2 protein-coding genes are annotated in these 1808 nt (G+C 63.3%); both read right to left on the bottom strand.

The features are described from left to right. Positions 1-931, bottom strand: a 931-nt coding sequence (locus tag EN884_RS34790; protein WP_128361079.1) for an aldehyde dehydrogenase family protein, incomplete at its 3' end; no start/stop codon positions are given. A 95-nt stretch (positions 932-1026) separates the two neighbouring features. After that, on the bottom strand, positions 1027-1806 hold the full coding sequence (locus EN884_RS34785) for an ABC transporter permease (RefSeq protein WP_245492040.1): 780 nt from the start codon (positions 1804-1806) through the stop codon (positions 1027-1029). Positions 1807-1808 lie beyond the last annotated feature (2 nt).

Here is a 1808-nt window from a genome sequence, read left to right as displayed (position 1 = left end):
GGTCGTACTTGATGGTCGAGACGGCCGAGGAGAGATCGGCGACGAGCTTGTCGTAGATCTTCTTGCCGGCGTAGATGCGGCAGGCGGCGGTGCAGTCCTGGCCGGCATTGTAATAGCCGAAGGCACGCAGGCCGTTGACCACGGCGCCGAGGTCGGCGTCGTCGAAGACGATGACCGGCGCCTTGCCGCCGAGCTCGAGATGCGTGCGCTTGACCGACTTGGCGGCCGCCTGCAGCACCTTCTTGCCGGTGGCGACATCGCCGGTGATCGAGATCATGTTGACCTTGGGATGATTGATCAGCGTGTTGCCGACGCTGTCGCCGCGGCCGAGCACGACATTGACGACGCCTTCGGGCAGGATGTCCGCAAGGATTTTTGCCAGCTTCAGCGCCGTCAGCGGTGTCTGCTCGGACGGTTTGAAGACGACGGTGTTGCCGCCGGCGATCGCCGGCGCCAGCTTCCAGGCCATCATCATCAGCGGATAGTTCCACGGCGCGATGGAAGCGACGATGCCAATGGCATCGCGACGGACCATCGAGGTGTGGCCGGGAATGTATTCGCCAGCGACGACGCCCGGCATCGAACGGACGGCGCCGGCGAAGAAGCGGTAGCAATCGACGATCGCCGGGATTTCGTCATTGAGCACGGCGTTGATCGGCTTGCCGCAGTTGAGCGCCTCGAGCGTGGCGAACTCCTTCGCGTCGGCTTCGATGCGGTCGGCGATCTTCAGCAAATAGCCGGAGCGCTGCGCCGGCGTGGTGCGCGACCACAAGACGAACGCCTGTTCGGCAGCAGTGACCGCCGCCTCGATCTGCGCCTGGCTGGCCTCGGGCAGGTTGAGGATGGTCGCCCCGGTCTTTGGATTGAGGATCGGCTCCTCGGTCTCGGTGCCCTTCTCGAATTTCGAGCCGATCAGCATCTGGGTGTCCATAAGGTTTCTCCCTTTACAGAAGCGAGTAGCGAGTAGCTGAAAGCGAGTAGGGTTTGACCGTCGATCCCTATTCGCTACTCCCTATTCGCTGTTTTTCATTTCCCGCTTCCAGCGATCTGGTCGCCGTCACGGGTGAGGTAATAAGCGGCAAGGATCGGCAGCAACGTCACCAGCATGACGACCATGGCAACGACATTGGTGACCGGGCGCTGGCGCGGACGGATCAGTTCTTCCAGCATCCAGATCGGCAGCGTCTGCTGCTGGCCGGCGGTGAAGGTGGTGACGATGACCTCGTCGAAGGACAGCGCGAAGGCCAGCATGCCGCCGGCAAGCAGCGCCGTGGCGATGTTGGGCAGCACGACATGGCGGAAGGTCTGAAAACCGTCGGCGCCGAGATCCATCGAAGCCTCGATCATCGAACCGGAAGTGCGGCGGAAACGGGCGACGGCGTTGTTGTAGACGACGACCACGCAGAAGGTGGCGTGGCCAAGCACGATCGTCCAGAACGAGAACGGGATGTCGGCCAGCGAAAAGGCCGAGCGCAGCGCAATGCCGGTGATGATGCCGGGCAGCGCGATCGGCAGGATGACCAGCAGCGAGATGGTTTCGCGGCCGAAGAATCTTGTCCGCGACACCGCCGCCGAACAGAGCGTGCCGAGGATGAGCGCGATCGCCGTCGAAATCGCGGCCACCCTGACCGACAGCGACAGCGCCTGCCAGACATCTGGCCGGTTCCAGGTCACGGCGAACCACTGCGTCGTCAGCCCTGGCGGCGGCCAGACGAAACTCTTCTCTTCGGTGGTGAAGGCATAGACGAAGATCAGCAGGATCGGCAGGTGCAGGAACAGCAGCCCGCAGGCGGCGGCAATCTTCAGGC

The sequence above is a fragment of the Mesorhizobium sp. M7A.F.Ca.AU.001.01.1.1 genome (genome assembly GCF_004022735.1).
Lineage (GTDB): Bacteria > Pseudomonadota > Alphaproteobacteria > Rhizobiales > Rhizobiaceae > Mesorhizobium > Mesorhizobium ciceri.
Note: the sequence above shows the minus strand (reverse complement) of the source record. Positions and strands in the feature narration are given on the sequence as shown.